At 72.0% G+C, this 18,136-nt stretch carries 17 protein-coding genes; 6 read left to right on the top strand and 11 right to left on the bottom strand.

Annotation, left to right across the window (positions count from 1 at the left end):
- Positions 1 to 43: 43 nt before the first annotated feature.
- From pstS to C3V38_RS09795, 3 genes are all read right to left on the bottom strand, one after another.
- Positions 44 to 1,153, bottom strand: coding sequence for a phosphate ABC transporter substrate-binding protein PstS (gene pstS, locus C3V38_RS09805; protein ID WP_106385695.1), 1,110 nt, complete (start codon positions 1,151 to 1,153; stop codon positions 44 to 46).
- A 252-nt stretch (positions 1,154 to 1,405) separates the two neighbouring features.
- On the bottom strand, positions 1,406 to 2,344 hold the full coding sequence (mshD, locus tag C3V38_RS09800; RefSeq protein ID WP_061228993.1) for a mycothiol synthase: 939 nt from the start codon (positions 2,342 to 2,344) through the stop codon (positions 1,406 to 1,408).
- Positions 2,341 to 3,030: a winged-helix domain-containing protein gene (locus tag C3V38_RS09795; RefSeq protein ID WP_070722307.1), complete on the bottom strand. Its 690-nt coding sequence runs from the start codon at positions 3,028 to 3,030 to the stop codon at positions 2,341 to 2,343. Before C3V38_RS09795 ends, mshD begins: the two co-directional genes overlap by 4 nt.
- An 82-nt stretch (positions 3,031 to 3,112) precedes the next feature.
- On the opposite strand from C3V38_RS09795, the gene C3V38_RS09790 reads away from it, so the two are divergent.
- The 4 genes from C3V38_RS09790 (at position 3,113) to C3V38_RS09775 (ending at position 6,046) form a co-directional block, all read left to right on the top strand.
- Entirely contained in the window at positions 3,113 to 3,850 is a 738-nt protein-coding gene (locus tag C3V38_RS09790) for a DUF2993 domain-containing protein (RefSeq protein WP_070722311.1), read from the top strand.
- A gap of 10 nt (positions 3,851 to 3,860) precedes the next feature.
- Positions 3,861 to 4,691 (top strand): sulfurtransferase, encoded by an 831-nt coding sequence (locus C3V38_RS09785; RefSeq protein ID WP_070722313.1) that lies wholly within the window; start codon positions 3,861 to 3,863, stop codon positions 4,689 to 4,691.
- Positions 4,692 to 4,736: 45 nt separating this feature from the next.
- Complete coding sequence (locus C3V38_RS09780; RefSeq protein WP_063934952.1) at positions 4,737 to 5,237, top strand: hypothetical protein; 501 nt, start codon at positions 4,737 to 4,739, stop codon at positions 5,235 to 5,237.
- A gap of 119 nt (positions 5,238 to 5,356) precedes the next feature.
- Complete coding sequence (locus tag C3V38_RS09775) at positions 5,357 to 6,046, top strand: FABP family protein (protein WP_174705777.1); 690 nt, start codon at positions 5,357 to 5,359, stop codon at positions 6,044 to 6,046.
- A 104-nt stretch (positions 6,047 to 6,150) separates the two neighbouring features.
- On the opposite strand, the gene C3V38_RS09770 is transcribed toward C3V38_RS09775, so the two are convergent.
- Positions 6,151 to 7,059: an aminodeoxychorismate lyase gene (locus C3V38_RS09770; protein WP_254425947.1), complete on the bottom strand. Its 909-nt coding sequence runs from the start codon at positions 7,057 to 7,059 to the stop codon at positions 6,151 to 6,153.
- A gap of 38 nt (positions 7,060 to 7,097) precedes the next feature.
- Between C3V38_RS09770 and C3V38_RS09765 the strand changes: the two genes are divergently transcribed.
- The gene (locus C3V38_RS09765) at positions 7,098 to 8,261 is read left to right on the top strand and encodes a folate-binding protein YgfZ (protein WP_106385694.1); all 1,164 of its coding nucleotides are present in this window, start codon (positions 7,098 to 7,100) and stop codon (positions 8,259 to 8,261) included.
- Positions 8,262 to 8,445: 184 nt separating this feature from the next.
- Positions 8,446 to 8,631, top strand: coding sequence for a DUF3073 domain-containing protein (locus C3V38_RS09760; protein WP_007630683.1), 186 nt, complete (start codon positions 8,446 to 8,448; stop codon positions 8,629 to 8,631).
- 158 nt (positions 8,632 to 8,789) lie between these two features.
- Here the strand turns inward: C3V38_RS09760 and purM are convergent, their stop codons facing one another.
- The 7 genes from purM to C3V38_RS09725 all read right to left on the bottom strand — a co-directional run bounded on the left by purM (position 8,790) and on the right by C3V38_RS09725 (position 18,061).
- Complete coding sequence (purM, locus tag C3V38_RS09755; RefSeq protein ID WP_061228999.1) at positions 8,790 to 9,872, bottom strand: phosphoribosylformylglycinamidine cyclo-ligase; 1,083 nt, start codon at positions 9,870 to 9,872, stop codon at positions 8,790 to 8,792.
- 65 nt (positions 9,873 to 9,937) lie between these two features.
- Entirely contained in the window at positions 9,938 to 11,569 is a 1,632-nt protein-coding gene (gene purF, locus C3V38_RS09750; protein ID WP_106386446.1) for an amidophosphoribosyltransferase, read from the bottom strand.
- A 154-nt stretch (positions 11,570 to 11,723) separates the two neighbouring features.
- On the bottom strand, positions 11,724 to 12,110 hold the full coding sequence (locus C3V38_RS09745; RefSeq protein WP_063934955.1) for a sterol carrier family protein: 387 nt from the start codon (positions 12,108 to 12,110) through the stop codon (positions 11,724 to 11,726).
- Positions 12,107 to 13,648: an LssY C-terminal domain-containing protein gene (locus C3V38_RS09740; protein WP_106385693.1), complete on the bottom strand. Its 1,542-nt coding sequence runs from the start codon at positions 13,646 to 13,648 to the stop codon at positions 12,107 to 12,109. The genes C3V38_RS09745 and C3V38_RS09740 overlap by 4 nt, the downstream gene beginning before the upstream one ends.
- A gap of 120 nt (positions 13,649 to 13,768) precedes the next feature.
- Positions 13,769 to 14,437, bottom strand: a complete 669-nt coding sequence (locus C3V38_RS09735) for a YoaK family protein (protein WP_106385692.1) — start codon at positions 14,435 to 14,437, stop codon at positions 13,769 to 13,771.
- A 39-nt stretch (positions 14,438 to 14,476) separates the two neighbouring features.
- Positions 14,477 to 16,777, bottom strand: a complete 2,301-nt coding sequence (gene purL, locus C3V38_RS09730; protein ID WP_106385691.1) for a phosphoribosylformylglycinamidine synthase subunit PurL — start codon at positions 16,775 to 16,777, stop codon at positions 14,477 to 14,479.
- A 72-nt stretch (positions 16,778 to 16,849) separates the two neighbouring features.
- Positions 16,850 to 18,061, bottom strand: a complete 1,212-nt coding sequence (locus C3V38_RS09725; RefSeq protein WP_106385690.1) for a trans-acting enoyl reductase family protein — start codon at positions 18,059 to 18,061, stop codon at positions 16,850 to 16,852.
- Positions 18,062 to 18,136 lie beyond the last annotated feature (75 nt).

Raw genomic sequence — 18,136 nt, 5'->3', positions numbered from 1 at the left:
ACCGCGCCCGACCGTACAGGGGTGGACGCGGTGACCGGAAATATCAGGAGATCTCGGAGATCGCCGTCACCAGCTTCTCGCGGAACTCGTCGGGCACCGGGATGTAGCCCTCGGGCTCGAGCTGACCCTGGACGTCCTCGGACACCGCGATGTTGAGGAAGGACTTGACGGCCTCGGCGGTCTCGGGATCGCCGTAGGTCGAGCAGACGATCTCGTAGGTCGGCATGATGATCGGGTAGGCGCCCGCGGCCTCGGGGACGTAGAACGACGAGGTGTCGATGACCAGGTCGTTGGAGCCCTCGTTCTTCAGGGTGGCCGAGTCGATCGTGGTGCCGGCGGTCTCGGCGTTGAGCTCGACGCCCTCGGAGTCGGCCGGGGTGATGACCTTGACCATGCCGAGGTCCTGGCTCTTGGCGTAGGACCACTCGGTGTAGGTGATGGTGCCCGGGGTCTGCGCGACGGCGGCGGAGACGCCCTCGTTGCCCTTGGCGCCCTCGCCCGTGCCGCCGTTGAACGTCTTGCCGGCGCCCTCGGTCCACACCTCGGGCGCGGCCGCCTCGAGGTACTTCTGGAAGTTGTCGGTGGTGCCCGACTCGTCCGAGCGGAAGATCACGGTGATGTCCTGGTCGGGCAGCTCGACGCCCTGGTTCTCCTCGGCGATGGCCGGGTCGTTCCAGTTGGTGATCTCGCCCTTGAAGATCTTGGCGAGCGTGTCGGCCGACAGCGCGACCTCGACGCCGTCCAGGTTGTAGGCGATCGCGATCGGGCCGAAGACAGCCGGCAGGTTCCACGCCGGGCCCTCGCACCGCTGCTCGGCCTGCGTGTACTCCTCGTCCTTGAGGGGGGAGTCCGAGCCGCCGAAGTCGGTCTGGCCGCCGATGAACTCCTTGACGCCGGCGCCGGAGCCGTTCGAGTTGTAGTCGAGGGTGTGGCCCTCGCAGCTCATGGCGTAGGAGTTGGCGAAGACGGTCATCGCGTTGTTCTGCGACGAGGCGCCGGAGGCCTTGAGTGCGGCCTTGCCGCCGCACTCCGCGTCGGCGACCTGCTGAGCGGCCTGATCGCCGGAACCGGCATTGTTATCCGAGCAGGCGGCGAGGCCGACCGTCGTGAGGGCAGCGAGGCCGAGCAGAGCACCGGTGCGCTTGAGGTCCACAAAATCTCCTAGGTTCATCCGGCGGGATGCCCCACCGGTTCACGTTCTTGGCGATCTGGTCGCGGGGCCGGACCGCACACACCGGCCCGACGGGGAGAGAACCTAAAGCTCGGACGTGAACAGCCCCGAGGAAGTAGGTGAACCCGAGATGAACTCCCTGTTCGCGCGTAGTTCACCCTGCCCGCGGAGCCCGCCCGGCGAGGCCCCCACCTGGGGTGACACTGAGAACGGGCACCCCCGCCATCCCGGTCATCACCGCGAGGCGTACGTCACATCGCGGTGCTCGACCGTGAATCCGAGACGCTCGTAGGTACTGATCGCCGGGGAGTTGTCACCCTCGACGTAGAGCACCACCGACTCCGCGCCGACGGTGTCCTCGAGGTGCGCGACGCCGAGGGCGGTGAGTAGCCCGCCGAGACCGCGCCCCTGCTCCGCCGGGTCCACCGCGACGACGTAGACCTCGCCCTCCACCGGCTCCCCCGGCTCCGCGACGGTCTTGGTCCAGTGGAACCCGGCCAAGCGCGACCGCGGCCCCGTGACGTCGACGGCCAGGAACACGCCGGCAGGATCGACCCAGTCCACGGCCAGCCGCTCGTCGAGCTGATCACGACTCCAGCCGCCCTGCTCCGGGTGCCACGAGAACGCGGCGTTGTTGACGCGCAGGAACTCCGCCCGTGCGTCCAGGCCCGGCCAGCGCTGCCCGCCCTCGGAGGCGGCGTCGGCGAGCGTGCCGGTCTCGATCCCCTCGGCCGGGCGCTGGTCCGGCAGCGCCGGGACGTCGGCGGCGCGCCTGCGCATCATCAGCAGTTCGCGCGTGCGCGCGAGGCCCATGCCGTCTGCGAGACCCCGCGCGGCCGGCAGATCCCCGTGGGCCCACACGGCGACATCCGGTTCCGCCTCCAGCACCGCGCGCACGAGAGCGGTGCCCAGTCCCCGCCGGCGGTGTCCGGGGTGGACCACCAGCTCGGCGGACGACCCGGGTCCGCTGCCCGTCAGCTGCGCATACCCGGCCGGCCCGTCCGTGCCGGGAGCGCTCGCGAGAAAGTGACGGACCCGGGCGGACGGCGCCCGCAGCGCCCGTAGCGGCTGCTCCCCCAGCGGGGCCACCCCGTCCAGCGTCTCGGCCTCCGCGGCCATCGCCTCCACCCGGTCGGCGGTGGCGGCGTCCATGGATCGTTCATCGACCGTCATGCGTCCCCTCCCTCCTCGCGGCGGTCCGTCGGTCTGACCGCCTTGTACCCGACGTTACGGACCGTGCCGATGAGGGACTCGTGATCCGGGCCCAGCTTGGCGCGCAGGCGCCGGACGTGCACGTCGACCGTGCGCGTGCCGCCGAAGAAGTCGTACCCCCACACCTCCTGCAGGAGCTGTGCGCGGGAGAACACGCGCCCGGGGTGCTGGCAGAGGTGCTTGAGGAGCTCGAACTCCTTGTAGGTCAGATCCAGGGGCCGTCCCTTGACGCGGGCCACGTAGGTCTCCTCGTCGATCACCAGATCGCCGACCGTGAGGAGGCCGCCGTCCGCCTCGCCCTGGGTGGAGCGTCGCGCGGCCGCCAACCGGAACCGGGCGTCCACCTCGGCCGGACCCGTCGTGGGCAGGAGGATGTCGTCCAACCCCCAGTCACCGCTGACGGCGATCAGACCGCCCTCCGACACCACCGCGATGACGGCGATGTCCGCGCCACCCGCCAGGAGCCTGCACAACGCCCGGGACGCCGCCAGATCGCTCCGCGCGTCGACCAGTGCCAGTGCCGCCCCGGACAGCTCACCCACCGACGAGGCGAGAGGGGGGAGCACCCGGACCGAGTGCGGGAGCAGAGGCAGGGCCGGGATGACCGCCTCCGGGTCTGCTTCAGCGGCGAGGAGCACTACGTCCATGTCGCTTCCTCTCCATCCGGGGCCGAAAGGAATACTAGCGACCCCTACCCCCGGAACAGGGAGTCGAGTACACCTGAATCCCATGAGGATCCCCCGACCCGCTCTCGTCGCGGTCGCCGCGGTGCCCGTGGTGGCCTGTGGTGCGTTCGCCGCCGAGGCCGTCTACGCCTCCCGGATCGAGGCGGACCTGTCGACCCGGATCGCCGCCCCCGGGGAGGTCGGGGTGCCGTCGGTGAAGATCGGGGGCGCGCCCGGGTCACGGTGGGTCGCGCCCGACACCCTCGCCTCGGCCGCCATCCGGATCGAAGGCGTCGAACGGCCCGGTCTCGGCCCCGTGGCGGTCGAGGCCGCGGCCACCGATGTCCGCGTCCCCGGCGACCCGGGCGCACCGCCCACCGCCCCGGAGGCGACGATCTCGGTTCAGATCACCGGAGACTCGCTCGGGCCCGCCCTCGGGATGCGGGACGTGCTGGTCGGCGCGGCCGACGACCCGAGCCTGGCCGGCGGGACCGAACACCGGGCCCGCGTCACCGGGACCATCGAGGGGACCGACACCCGTGTCTCCGCGTTCGTCGACCTCGTCGTCGACGCCCGAGGCGCGCACCTCGTCCCCGTCGCACCCGCGACGGGACCGGCGGGGTTCCCCGACGGCGACGGCGAGCTCGCGCTCCGCCGCACCGCACTGACCCTCGAGCCCGACGTCCTCCCCCTGGGCGCGACGGTCGAGGAGCTCACGGTCACCGGCGGCACCATCACCGCCGCCGGCGCCGCCGCACGCGGCGGAGCGCCGCTCGACGGCCTCGCGCGCCCCGGACACTAGACTCGCCCACATGAGTCGCGACGACGTACTGGTCAGCACCCGCTGGGCCGCCTCGCGCCTGGCCGACGACTCGGTGGTCTTCCTCGAGGTCGACGAGGACGTGACGGCCTATCACGCCGACGGCCACATCCCGGGGGCCGTCCCACTCAACTGGCGGACCGAGTTGCAGCAGCAGTACACACGCGACCTGGTCGACCGCGAACGGTTCGGTGAACTCATGTCCGAGCGGGGCATCAGTCGCGACCACACGGTCGTCGTCTACGGCGGCAACCACAACTGGTTCGCCGCCTACGCGTACTGGTACCTGCGCCTCTACGGGCACCGCGACGTCCGACTCCTCGACGGTGGTCGCATGCTGTGGGAACGCGAGGGACGCCCCCTCGAGACCGAGACGCCCCGGCGCCCGGTCACCGACTACGTGGCCGACCCGCAGGACCTGTCGATCCGCGCCTTCCGCGACGACGTCCTCGCCGGGCTGGGCCGCGACGGCTTCGTGGACGTGCGCTCGGTGGACGAGTACACCGGTCGCCTCGCCGCTCCCGCCGGGCTGCCGCAGGAGGGAGGACGCCAGCGCGGCCACATCCCGGGCGCGGTCAGCATCCCGTGGAACCGCGCCGTCACCCGCGACGGCACCTTCCGCTCCGACGCGGAACTGCGCGAGATCTACTCGGACTTGATCACCGACCCCGATCGGCGCATCGTGGCCTACTGCAGGATCGGCGAGCGGTCGAGCCACACCTGGTTCGTCCTCCACGAGCTCCTCGACCAGCCCGACGTCGTCAACTACGACGGCAGCTGGGTCGAGTACGGCTCCCTCATCGGGGTCCCGGTCGAGCGGTGAGGCGTCGCGCCCCGCGCGGGCGTGAGGCTGACTAGTCTCGATCTTATGTCTCTGCTGTCCCGTGCGCTCGGCATGGCCGGGCGGGCGTCCGTCGTCGCCGTCGGCGCCTCCATCGCCTCCGCGGTCCTCGTGGGTATCGATCAGCGTCGGGGGGCGGCCCCGGAGGTACCCGATCACCCCGGCCCCTACTCCCCCGAGGAGCGCGAGGCGGCGGTGCGGATGTACCTCACCGCCCTCACCGCGCCGGCCGCGGCGTTCCGCGTCCCGTTCGCGCGTGACTGCGTGCGGCGCGAGAACGGGCTCAGGACCGGCTTCAACGCGGCCCAGCTCCAGTGGGACCTCCACCTGCACCTGCAGTACTCGGTGATCCGTGAGGTGCGCGACATCGTGCTCACCGTGGACCCCCCGGGCCGGGAGGGCGTCGTGCACGCGGAGTTCACGCTCGCGACCGTTCTGGGCGTGAAGGCCAGGGTCTCCGAGGACTTCGTCGTGCCGCCCGAGGACTGCCTCATCCACTCGATCGACGCCCGCATCGCAGTGGGCTGAACGCCTCGGGGTTAGGATTGGGCCATGGTGCTCTTCTTCGAGATCCTCCTGGTCCTGTGCACGCTGGCCATCCTGTGGGCCACCTGCTACATCGTCTACCGCACGGTCACCGACGAGTCGTGACGGAAAACGGCCAGCCGAACGCCGGAGACCCCACGCCGCCCACCCCTGACGGGGTAGGGGGCGATTCGGTGGTGCGCGGGTCCGGGAACGCTGCCGTCAACGCCGCCGCGCAGCGCTCCGAGGAGACCGCCCGACGCAACATCCCCGCGTTCTCCGAACTCCCTGTCCCCGAGGACACCGCCAACCTGCGCTTCGGGCCAGATCTCCACCCCGGCCTGCTAGCCCTACTTCCCCTCGTGGGTGTCTGGGAGGGTGAGGGCGAGGCGGACACCGAGGACCGCGGTCAGCACCGGTTCGGCCAGCAGGTGGTGGTCTCGCACGACGGCGAGAACTACCTGAGCTGGACCTCCCGCTCGTGGACCTACGATTCCGGAGGCGCCGTGGACGACACGGCCTACCGCGAGACCGGGTTCTGGAGGATCTCGGCGGACGACCAGCTCGAGTTCCTCGTGGCCCACGCCTCGGGGATCATCGAGATGTACTACGGCACCCCCATCACCCAGTCGGCATGGGAAATGGCCACCGACGTGGTCCTCGCCTCACCCACCGGCCCCAAGCGGGGCGGTGCCAAGAGGATCTACGGGATCGTCGAGGGCGGCGACCTCGGCTGGGTCGAGGAACGGGTCCACCCGGAGAAGGGACTGGTCCCTCACATGTCCGCGCGCCTGCGCCGCGTCGCGGGCTGACCCGGACGGGCCCGCACCGCGCAACCGACCCCGCCCCGCGTAGCCGATCGGCCCCGCCGCCGGCTCCGCTCCCGCCCACCCGACTCCGGTCGGGTGGGCGGTTCTCATGCGCGTCCGACCGCGCGATCGACCATCCCGGCGACGTCGATCCCGGGATCCCCTCCCGGCAGCGTCGTGTCGTCGATCCGGCGGACCCGGGCGTACAGCGTCACCGAGGACAGCAGCCACATCGCGTCGGCCGACACGAGGTCGGTGAGCAGGAGACGCTCACGCCGCACGGGCACACCGTCGCGTGCCGCGACCTCCGCCATCGCGGCCAGGGTCGTGCCCTCCAGGATCCCGACCTCCGCCGGTGGGCTCAGCAATTCACCGTCGCGGGAGATCACCACCGTCGAGCGCGGCCCCTCGAGAACCTCACCGTCCGAGGAGAGGTAGACCACGTCATCGAACCCGCCCGCCGCGGCGTGCCGGAGGGCCGCCATGTTGGTGGCGTACGACAGGGTCTTGGAGCCGATCAGCAGCCACGGCGCGGATCCGGCGACGTCGGAGGCGTACCCCCGACCGAGGGCCGTCACGGCGATCCCCTCCGCTCGCGCCCGGAGTGCGGACCCGCTGACGGGCGCGACGGTGATGTACGCCGTCTCCTGCCCGCCCCGCTCGGGTCCACGGGTCAGCACCAGGCGCAGCATGGCCTCGGTCCGGGGGCCCCACTCGCGCGCGGCCAGGTCCATTCCGGCCCGCCACGCGGACTCCGAGGGACCCGTGAGCCCCAACGCGGCCGCCGACCTCGCCAGACGCGCGAGATGCCGCTCGGGTTTGGCCGGGCGGCCATCCACCACCAGGAGGGTCTCGAAGCACCCGTCCCCCCGGACGGCGGCGAGGTCGTCCGCCAGCAGCAACGGCTCGGACGCCGGGTGGACCCGTGGCCGTGACCCCTCCGGCCCACCGGAGACCAGGACGACGACCCTGGCGTCATCGGGTCGATCGATCGCCGTTCCTGCTGGAGTACCCATGAAGCCCACACTACGACCTGGTACGTACACTCGCGATCGTGACCGATCCAGCTGTGCCCGACCGGACCGACAGCCGCTACCGCAGCCCGATCCTGGCCCGCCCCGGGGCGGTGGACGCGAGCGACGACTCCGCCGACGCGGGGGTCCCCCACCACTACGGCGACCCCTTCGGCGAGCAGCGGGCCGCCGACTCAGGGTTCGTGATCGTCGACCGCTCCCATCGCGATGTCCTGACCATCGGCGGCGGCGAGCGACTGACCTGGCTGGAGGGGTTCGTCTCCCAGCACGTCGCCGAGATCGGCGACGGCGGCGGCGGCGAGACCCTGGTCCTGGACGCCAATGGGCGGATCGAGCACCACGCCGTGCTCGCCGACGTGGACGCCACGGTGGTCGTGGACACCGAACCCGGCCGGGGCGAGCCGCTGCTGCAGTTCCTCACCAAGATGGTCTTCTGGGCCGACGCGGCCCCCGCGTCCGCCGACCTCGCGGTCCTCACCCTCGCCGGGGCAGGCCTGCCCGCGATCCTCACCTCGCCCGGCGGCGCCGAGGTGGAGCTCCCGACCGGGGACTACGCGAGTGTTGCGCTGCCGGGTGGCGGGATCGCCCGTCGGATGCCGTGGCCCCAGGCGGGCTCGGTCGACCTGGTGGTCCCCCGCCCGGCGCTGACGGCGTGGTTCACCGCCGCAGTCGACGCGGGGGCGCGACCCGCGGGCTCCTGGGCGTTCGAGGCGCTGCGTGCGGCCGCGACGACCCCGCCTAGGGGTCGCCTGGGCGTGGACACCGACGAGAAGACGATCCCCCACGAGATCCCCACATGGATCGGCGACGTGACCCATCGGGGCGCGGTGCACCTCGACAAGGGCTGCTACCGGGGCCAGGAGACGGTGTCCCGGGTCCACAACCTCGGGCGCTCCCCCCGCGTCCTCGTGCGGTTGCAGCTGGACGGGTCGAGCGGCGACGAGCTGCCCGCGGTCGGCGCCGAGGTCCGCGCCGGCGGCCGCCCGGTCGGCCGCGTGGGCACGGTCGTCCAGCACCACGAGGACGGGCCGGTCGCCCTCGCCCTGCTCAAGCGCGCGGTCCCCATGGACTCGGCCCTCGAGATCGGCGGAGTGGACGCCGCCGTCGACCCCGACACCGCCCCGCAGGACAGCGGCCCGCAGGCCGGCCGCGAGGCGATCCGACGGCTCCGCGGCCAGGCCTGACGGCCCGAGTGGCCCCGGCGTGGCGGCCGCTCCCACCCCCGTGTGTGGCCGACCCGCGGGCCGCTCCGCGACACCCGGGCGGACATTCCGCGCCGGGCACGCTATCCTGTGGTCAGGCAGATACTCACACTTGCAATGGGCACCCCCGAGGTGGCCCAGCACCGTTTCCGAGGGGGTCAGGTCAATGGGCCGAGGCCGCGCGAAGGCGAAGCAGACCAAGGTCGCTCGCGAACTCAAGTACAACACTCCGCAGACGGACCTAGAACGTCTTCAGCAGGAGTTGTCGGGTGGGGGGTCGTCCATGCGGCTCAGCACCGACGAGGACGACGACCCCTACGGGTCGTGGTCCGACGGCGACACCAGGTACTGACCACTCCCGCTCCCGCCAGACCTCTCGTGGGCCGGGCATCCCCCTACGGATGCCCGGCCCACGTACGTGGCGCGGGCGGGGGTAAACCGAGAACCACAGCGACCCGGCCGGAACTGCCCCGGCCGGGTCGCTGTCGTCGTGCAGCCCGCGTGGGGCGGTCAGAACCGCGCGTGTGAGCCCTCGAGCACCACGCGGGGCGCGTCGGCGTCCTCGCCGGCCTTCTCCACGTGGCCGATCACCCAGTTCTCCACGTGGCGGGCGGTGAGGACGGCCTGGGCCCGGTCCACGTCCTCCTCGGGCAGAACTGCGACCATGCCCACGCCCATGTTGAACGTGCGCTCCATCTCCGCCTGCTCGACGCGGCCGTGGTGCGCGATCGTGCCGAACACGGCGGGCACGGGCCACCGACCGCGGTCGAGCCGTGCGACCAGACCGCGCGGCATCACGCGGGCCAGGTTCTCGGCCAGGCCACCGCCGGTGACGTGGCTGAACACGCGGACGTCGGTCTCGGCGATGAGGCTCAGGCAGTCGAGAGCGTAGATCCGCGTCGGCTCGAGCAGCTCCTCGCCCAGCGTGCGGCCGAACTCCTCGACGTGCCCCTCGAGGGGCAGCCGCGCGAGGTCGAGCAGTACGTGCCGGGCCAGGGAGTACCCGTTGGAATGCAGCCCCGAGGAGGCCATTCCGACGATGACGTCGCCCGGCCGGACGTTCTCGGCCTGGAGGATCTCGTCGGCCTCCACGATCCCCACGCCGGTGGCGGAGATGTCGTACTCGCCCGGCGCCATGAGGCCCGGGTGCTCGGCGGTCTCGCCGCCCAGCAGCGCACAGCCGGCGCGGACGCATCCCTCGGCGATGCCCTCGACGATGTCGGCGACGTGCTCGGGGACGACCTTGCCGATCGCGATGTAGTCCTGAAGGAAGAGCGGCTCGGCGCCGCACACCACGAGGTCATCGACCACCATGGCGACCAGGTCGATCCCGACCGTGTTGTGCACGTCCATCGCCTGGGCGACCGCGATCTTGGTGCCGACACCGTCCGTGGACGAGGCGAGCAGCGGCTGGCGGTAGGTGTTCTTCAGTGAGAACAGCCCGGCGAAGCCACCGAGGCCCCCCATCACCTCCGGCCGGGTCGCCCGCTTGGCGTGCGGCGCGAACAGCTCTACCGCGCGCTCACCCGCGTCGATGTCGACGCCGGCGGCGGCGTACGAGGCGCCGGTCGGGGGGTGTGGGTTCTCGGTCATGTGGTGTCTCTCCTCGTCGGCGCCGCTCTCGGGCGCCCGGTGGGGGTCGGCGGTCGACGCCGGTGTCAGAGCCTGTGGACGGCGTCCGCGATCTCGCTGCTGTCCGGGGCCTCGGCGATCTCCAGCTCGCCGACCTCGGCGGCGAGCGCACGCACGGCCGCGCTCATGGCCGAGTCGTCGGGGAGTTCGATGGGATAGTGCCCGTCGAAACACGCCGCGCACAGCTCCTCGCTGCGCTGGCCGCTCGCCTCGATCATCCCGTCGACCGAGACGTACCCGAGGCTGTCCGCGCCGATCGCGCGACGCACTCCCTCGAGCATCCCGTCCGACGCGTCGACGCCGTTGGCGATGAGTTCCGCCGGGCTGGCGAAGTCGATGCCGTAGAAGCACGGCCAGCGCACCGGCGGCGAGGCGATCCGGACGTGCACCTCGAGGGCGCCCGCCTCGCGCAGCATCCGCACCAGGGCACGCTGCGTGTTGCCCCGGACGATCGAGTCGTCCACCACCACCAGGCGTTGCCCCCGGATCACCTCGCGCAGGGGGTTGAGTTTGAGGCGGATGCCCAGCTGACGAATGGTCTGGCTGGGCTGGATGAACGTGCGGCCCACGTAGGCGTTCTTCGTGAGCCCCTGCGCGAACGGGATGCCCGAGCCCTGGGCGTACCCGACGGCCGCCGGCGTGCCGGACTCGGGCACCGGGATGACCAGGTCGCCGTCGGCGGGGTGTTCACGGGCCAGCCGGCGACCGATCTCGACGCGGGCGGAGTTGACCAGACGCTGGTTGATCACCGAGTCCGGCCGGGCCAGGTAGACGTACTCGAAGACGCACGTCTTGGGGGTCGAGGGCGAGAGCTTGCGGGACCGTACACCGTCGGCGTCGATCGCGATGAGCTCTCCGGGCTCGATGTCGCGGACGAACGAGGCGCCCACGATGTCCAGGGCGGAGGTCTCCGAGGAGACGACCCACCCGCGCTCCAGGCGACCGAGCGCCAGTGGGCGGACCCCGTGCGGGTCACGCGCCGCGTACAGGGTGTTCTCGTCGGAGAAGGTGAGGCAATAGGCGCCCCGCAGGTGCGGGAGCAGGCGGGCGGCGGCCTCCTCTAGCCCGCCCTCCCGCGCCTCGTGCGCGAGCAGCGTGGAGATGATGTCCGAGTCCGAGTGCGCGCTGTCCTCGGTGTACCCGCGGATGCCCAGCTCGGTGGCGTGCCGCTTGAGCTCGCGGGTGTTGACGAGGTTGCCGTTGTGCCCGAGGACCACGGAACCGCCCTCGGTCGTGGGGCGGAACATCGGCTGGGCGTTGTCCCAGCTCGCCGCGCCCGTGGTCGAGTACCGACAGTGGCCGATCGCGACGTGGCCGTGCATCGACTCGAGCGTCTTCTCGTCGAAGACCTGGCTGACGAGGCCGAGGTCCTTGTAGACGAGGACCTGCTCGCCGTCGGCGACCGCGATGCCGGCCGCCTCCTGGCCGCGGTGCTGCAGCGCGTACAGGCCGTAGTAGGTGAGTTTGGCGACGTCCTCGCCGGGGGCCCACACCCCGAAGACGCCGCACTCCTCGACGGGACCGATGCGTTCGGTGTCGATCGGCAGACCCGCCGGTCCGGGTGCGGACGGGTCCGGGAGCCCGAGCCCCACGGCTGCGGGGCCACCGGTACGGCGCAGTACCCCGGACGGTGCCGGACGTGACGACGTGCTCTCCACCAGCTGGTGCTCCCTCACGGCTTTCGGGACTCCCCGCCCGGACGGACCCCGACGGTGTGTACTGCAAGTCTACGTTCCCCGACCCCCGTGACCCCAAAGCCAGCCGCCGCACCCCCTCCACCCGGCGGGCGACCGGACCACACGAGCGCGGCGGTCACGCCCGGCGGACGACGGGCAGTCCCGCGGCGACCGTCGCCGCCCGCGACCCCGAGGCCCGAACCCGGCCCTCGGCGACGGCGGTCTCCCACGTCACCCGGCCGGTGGCCAGCTCCAGCCACGTCCGCGGGTCCGTCTCGACGACGTTGGGCGGGCTCCCCCGCGTGTGCCTCGGCCCCTCGACGCACTGCGCGGCGGCGTACGGCGGCACACGGACCTCGACCGACCGCCCCGGCAGTTCGGCCGCGAGGCTCTCCACGGTGCCGCGGACCGCCGCCGCGAGGGCCGAGCGACCCGGTCTGGCGTTCGTCTCGTCGTCGTCGAGCCAGGGGGCCACCGCCTCGACGGCCGCCCGCACCGCTGCGGCGTCGGGGACGCGGCTCACGCCGGGACTCCCGCGCCGGCCGGCAGGACCCGTCGGCGCGCACCCCGCTCCTGCGCGGTGCGCCGGCTCCACGTGCGCGCGGGCCGGCTGGTGAGCAACAACAGGATGAGGACGTTCACGGCGAGGACAGGATAGCCCCCGAGGAAGGTGTCCTGTTCGGCGTCGGTGGTCAGGCGCCCGTACTCGGTGGAGATCGTGCTGACCACCGTCATCGTCAGCAGCCACACGCGCGGCCGCGCGTACCCCAGCCACGTCAGCAGCGCGAGAACGGCCATCGCCCCGTACACCGCGCCGATGAAGACGGCGAGCGCCATGATGGCGGGCCCGACCTCGGATTCGTCGAGGCCGGCGAACTCCTCGAGATCGGCCCCGCCCAGCACGTCGCGCAGCGCCAGGACGGTGAGGACGAGCACGGTCACCGCGACCAGCGCGCATCCCGCCGTCAGCGCGGCGGGACGCGGCAGGTGACCGGGGTCGGGGTCCACGTAGTCGGCCGGCCGGTCCGCGTCCCCCGAGGCGACGCCGCCCTCCGAGAGCGGGTCGTCGTACCCCCGCGCGGCCCGGACGACCCCGAACGGCAGGTCGGTCGACGACACCTCGGGCACCGGCACCCGCCCCAGGTCCACCACCGGCAGGTCGCCGTCGGTGCGGATCGCGTCGCCACCGCCGTTGCGGGAGTGGTAGCCGGTGGAGAAGTTCTCCAGCACCCGCACCCCCGCCTCGGGCACGTGGTAGCGGATGGAGTCGACGATGTAGTCCCTCTCCACGTCGATGTCCGCGTCGATCTTGTGGGTGACCTGGAGAGTGAACAGGGACAGTCCCACGGCGCGGTCGTAGGTGCCCGCGCCGAGCCACTGCACCCGATGGCCGCCCGGCAACAGCCACCCGTCCGGGCAGCGCCAGAAGCGGACGTGGTGCCTCTGGGCGGCGTTGCCCTCCACCTCCTGCTGGTAGGCCAGGCACTGCCGACGTCCGAAGAGCGTCAGCGGACTGACCGGTGCCGACGGGTAGGACCGCCGCAGCACCGACGAGACGACGATGCCCCACGAGGACCTGACGGTGACGTCGTCGGCCAGCATCCAGCCACAGGCCGTCATCGCCTCGTGGATCTGCCGCGCCGTGCCGTCCACCGCGAGGTTCACCGGATCCCCCAGCAGGCCGTCGGAGGTACGGGTGCGCGCGATGAAGTAGCCGGGCACGTACACCGACGTGAGGAGGGTCTGCAGCCGCGGCAACACCAGGTAGGCGACCAGCGCCCAGAACGGGACGAGCAGAAACACGTGCCACCACGCGTGGTGCCACACGTCGTCCAGGAGCCGCCAGCCCAACCACGCCGCCGCGACCGTGGCCAGGGCGAAGAACACGGTATCCACCACGGTTCCCGGCAGCGGCGGCCGCACCGTGTCGTCGCGGACCTTCGACGGTGGACTGACGTAGACGGGCGGCCCGACGGGGACCTGCGCATCCGGGGACGCGGGCGGGGCGGCGGGGGCGGCGTCGCCCCAGGCAGTCGACGCCGTGCGCTCGCTGGTGGACATGGCTCGACGATAGCGTCCGGGCCCGCGATCGCGCTCGCGGCGATCGCCCCGCTCGTGGGGCGACTGGTGTCGAAGACGGCCCGGCGCGCGGGCCCGGGACCACCGGGCCCTGACCGGCCGTCACGGCGTCCGGAGGTCCCGGGCCCGCAGCCGGACCGACACGATCACGGCGCCGATCACGACCGCCGCGGCCAGGGCCAACGCGTCGGCGCCCATGACCACGTGGAGCAGGGCCCCCGCCACGCCACCCAGCACGAGCGCCGACCACAGCGCCACCTGCTGGCGGTACGGTGCCCACGAGCCACCGGCCAGCGCGTCGACCAGGCGGTGGGCGGACTTGACCACCGCGCCCGTCATGTAGGTCACGCCCAGCGAGACCTCGCCGCCGGAGTGGAACACCGAGTTCATGGCGCCCATCGCCGTGGCCGCGACCGACACCGACAGCGGCACCGCGAGGATCTCGGCCGTGGTGAGCCGCTGCGCCGCGAGGGCCGCCACCAGCAGCGCCGCGACGAGGGTGAGGACGGCCGGCCGGTCGTCGAGGTTGCGGCGGCGCGTGACGACCGCGCCTGCCACCGCGCCGGTGAAGAACGACACCAGCACGACGGCCGCGATGCCGGCGGCGCCGAGGTCGCCGTCCGCGAGGGAGACGACCATGCGGGTGGAGTTGCCGCTCATGAACGACACGAAGTAGCCGCCCACCACGAGGAACCCGACCGCGTCGACGAACCCGGCCGTGCCGGCGAGCACCACGGCCAGCACCCGTTCGCGTCTGCGCAGATCACGCATGTGCCCGACTCGCCCCGGCCTTACCGTCGACGGTGACCGTCAGACGGGGTCGACGCCGAACAGCGCCGGCAGCGTCCCCTCATGTGCGTCGCGCAGCTCGTCGATCGTCAGTGTGAACTGGTCCTGCACCTCGAACGTGCTCGGGTCCGGGTCCGTCACACCGATGCGGGCGTGCGGGATGTTCTGCGCGGTGAGCATCTGCTGGAAGCGGATCTCCTCGCCGCGCGGCACCGAGACGATGACGCGGCCCGAGGACTCGGAGAACAGCCACACGAACGGATCCGCGTCCTCCGGCAGCACGATGCGCATGCCGCACTCCCCCGCCAGCGCCGACTCGACCAGCGCCTGGGCGAGGCCTCCCTCGGACAGGTCGTGGGCGCCCGTGATCAGTCCGTCCTTGGAGCAGGTCGCCATGATGCGGGCGAGCGTGGCCTCCCACGTCAGGTCCACGGTCGGGGGAGTCCCGCCGAGGTGGTCGTGGGCGACCTGGGCCCAGATGGAGGCGTCGAACTCGTCGCGGGTCTCGCCCAGAAGGTAGATGCTCTCGCCGGGGGTGTCGCCGAACGCGGTGGGCGTGCGACGCGCGACGTCGTCGATCACGCCGAGCACCCCCACGACGGGCGTCGGCAGGATCGGCGTGGTGCCGGTCTGGTTGTAGAAGGACACGTTGCCGCCGGTGACGGGAATCCCCAGCTCCGCGCACCCGTCGGCGAGCCCGTGGACGGCCTCGCGGAACTGCCACATCACACCCGGATCCTCGGGCGAGCCGAAGTTGAGGCAGTTGGTCACCGCGACCGGGGTCGCGCCCGTGACGGCGACGTTGCGGTAGGCCTCCGCCAGGGCTAGCCGGGCGCCCGCGTACGGGTCGAGCCGGGTGTAGCGGCCCGAGGCGTCGGTCGACAGGGCGATGCCGCGGCCGGACTCCTCGTCGATGCGCAGGACGCCGCCGTCGGCGTACTCCGCGAGGATCGTGTTGCCGCGCACGTATCGGTCGTACTGCTCGGTGATGAACTTGCGCGAACACAGGGCTGGGCTGGAGACCATGTCCAGCAGCGTCTGCCGGAGCGCGTCGCCGGTCGCCGGGCGGGCGAGGCCGGCGGTGGTGTCGGCCTGCAGGGCGTCCTGATCAGCCGGGCGCTCGACGGGACGCTCGTAGACCGGCCCCTCGTCGGCCAGCGACTCCGGCGGGGCGTCAACGACGATCTCGCCGCGGAACTCGATGGTGAGCCGATCGCCGTCGGTGACCTCGCCGATATCGGCGGCCAGAACGTCCCAGCGGCGGCACACCTCCATGAACGCGTCGACGTTCTCCGGGGCCACCACGGCGCACATGCGCTCCTGCGACTCGGAGGAGAGGATCTCCGCGGCGCTCATCCCCTCCGCACGCAGCGGGACGTTGTCCAGAACGATGTGCATGCCGCCGTCACCGGCCGCGGCCAGCTCGGAGGTCGCACATGCGAGGCCGGCGCCACCGAGGTCCTGGATGCCCACGACCAGCTTCTCGCGGTACAGCTCGAGGCAGCACTCGATGAGCACCTTCTCCATGAACGGGTCGCCTACTTGCACGCTGGGCAGCTTGCGCGGCTTCACGGGCGCGCCGTCCTCGCCCACGTCGAATGTCTCCGACGCCAGGACCGACACGCCGCCGATCCCGTCGAGGCCCGTGCGGGCGCCGAACAGGATGATGCGGTTGCCCTTGCCCGACGCGAACGCCAGGTGGAGGTCCTCCACCCGCATAACACCGGCGCACAGGGCGTTGACCAGCGGGTTGCCGGCGTAGGACTCGTCGAACACGGTCTCGCCACCGATGTTGGGCAGGCCCAGGCAGTTGCCGTAACCACCGACGCCCGCCACGACGCCCGGGAGCACACGGTGTGTGTCGTCGGCGTCCGCCGGTCCGAAGCGCAGCTGGTCCATGACAGCCACGGGCCGCGCGCCCATCGCCATGATGTCGCGAACAATCCCGCCGACGCCGGTCGCGGCGCCCTGGTACGGCTCGATGTACGAGGGGTGGTTGTGCGACTCCACCTTGAAGGTCACGGCCCAGCCGTCGCCGATGTCCACCACGCCTGCGTTCTCACCGATGCCCGCGAGCATGGTGGACCGCATGTCTTCGGTGGTGGTCTCCCCGAAGTACTTCAGGTGCACCTTGGAGGACTTGTAGGAGCAGTGCTCCGACCACATGACCGAGTACATGGCCAGCTCGGCGTCCGTGGGGCGGCGCCCCAGGATCTCGCGGATGCGGGCGTACTCGTCCTCCTTGAGTCCGAGTTCTGCCCACGGCTGGGCGAGCTCGGGGGTGGAGGAGGCGTGCGAGATGGAGTCCACGTGAGAGGTCACGGGGCCGAGTCTAGTCGGAGCCCCCCGGCGGGCGAATCCGCTCCCGTACCCCGTGACCGGCGCGGCACTCGACTAGCTGGACAGGACCTCGAACGTCAGGCCGCCGCGCTGCACCCGCTCGAGGAGCGCGTCGCCCATCGCCTGGGCGGTGGTGAGCTGACCGGAGAGCGTGGGCAGGTCGTCGAACGCCAGGCACAGCGACGACTCGGCCAGCATCATGGACGTTTCCGTGTAACCCGGGTCCCCGCCCGAGACGCGGGTGACGACTCGCCGCCCACCGGCCAGGGCGACGAAGGTGACGTCGAACGACGAGCGGGCCCGGCGGGACTCACTCGGTCCGGCGCCGCGGTCGATCCTCTTGAGGATCTGCGATCGGATCGGGCCGACCTGCGACCCCGCCGCGAGCGCGCCCACCCCGACGATCCCGGCGGCGGCGGTGACGGGCGAGCCGACCGAGGCGTAGTGCGAGTAGGTGAAGTCGGGGCCGTAACTGTCCAGCGCGGCGGCCGAGCGCAGGATGACCTGCGGGTCGATGGTCGGCAGCGGCACGAGCCAACGGCCCAGCGCGCTGTCGTGGTGCGGCTTACCCGTGACCGACTTGATCCGCCGGCCGGCAACGCGCCCCTCCTTCTGCCGCCGCCGCGCGGCCGTCTTCGCGGCCTCTCGCAGTCGGGCGAACTGGCCGATCGCCGAGTGGAACGTCCCGCCCGAGAACCGGGCGTCCGCGTGGACCGCCCCGTAGACGACCGCGGGCACGCCCTCGGGCACGTGCTTCATGGTGTAGAACACGCCCATGTCGTGGGGGACCGAGTCGAAGCCGCAGGCGTGGACGATCCGGGCCCCGGAGGCGACGGCCGCGTCGTTGTGCTCGAGGTACATGCGGTCGACGAACTCGGGCTCGCCGGTCAGGTCCACGTAGTCGGTGCCTACCTCGGCGCAGGCGGCCACGAGGGGCTCGCCGTGTTCGAGGTAGGGGCCGACGGTGGTGATGACGACGCGGGCCGACAGCGCCATCTCGACCAGCGACCGCGCATCCTCGGTGTCCGCGACCACGACGCCCGGGGCGGGGACGTCGGGCATCTCGGTCGCCAGTCGCGCGACAACAGCGTCGAGCTTCGTCCGGTTACGGCCGGCGACCGCCCACGAGCCACCCACCGGCATGTTCCGCATCAGGTACTCGGCCACCAGGCCCCCGGTGAAGCCGGTCGCACCGTAGAGCACGATGTCAAAGGGGCGATCGGCCTTGTCGGACGAGGACGCGGGCTGGTTGCTGGATTCGCTCATTCCACGGTTGTACCGCATACAAGCCCCTCGTGACCGGGCCCCGATCCCACCCGCGTATTTGCCGTGGGACGCCGC

The sequence above is a fragment of the Dietzia sp. oral taxon 368 genome, assembly GCF_002999155.1.
Lineage (GTDB): Bacteria > Actinomycetota > Actinomycetes > Mycobacteriales > Mycobacteriaceae > Dietzia > Dietzia cinnamea.
The sequence above is the reverse complement of the archived record's forward strand: the minus strand, read 5'-3'. Positions and strand labels throughout refer to the sequence as shown.